The sequence below is a fragment of the Campylobacter troglodytis genome (genome assembly GCF_006864425.1).
GTDB classification, from domain to species: Bacteria; Campylobacterota; Campylobacteria; order Campylobacterales; family Campylobacteraceae; genus Campylobacter_D; species Campylobacter_D troglodytis.
Map to the genome: position 1 here is coordinate 1 of NZ_QHLI01000290.1, position 318 is coordinate 318.

The 318-nt window shown below is 35.5% G+C and carries 1 protein-coding gene; it reads right to left on the reverse strand.

Annotation, left to right across the window (positions count from 1 at the left end):
- Nucleotides 1-318 (reverse strand): hypothetical protein (locus tag DMC01_RS14390; RefSeq protein WP_185909002.1); only part of this gene is annotated, 318 nt, incomplete at both ends.

Sequence of the window (318 nt, forward strand, 5' to 3'; positions counted from 1 at the left end):
CCCCCAAACCCCCTACCAAAAGCTCTTTTAAAAGAAAAAAGCTCAAAGGGAGAAAGCAAGGGGATTATTTCTCCACTAGCTTCTTGTCCTAAATGAGTTCTCACAAACTCTAGCTCTATAAACTCCTCGCTGCTATCCTCTGTCTCAATCCTTATGAGATTTGAAGGCAGCTCAAGTTGCTTTTTGAATTTAGGCTCTTTTTCTTTTGCAAGAAAGCTTGTAGCTTGTGAATTCTTTGAATTCAAGGACTTGAAATTATTTATAATCCGAACTTCAATATTATTTATTACTTCGTTTATGCTTAGTGCATTTTTATTT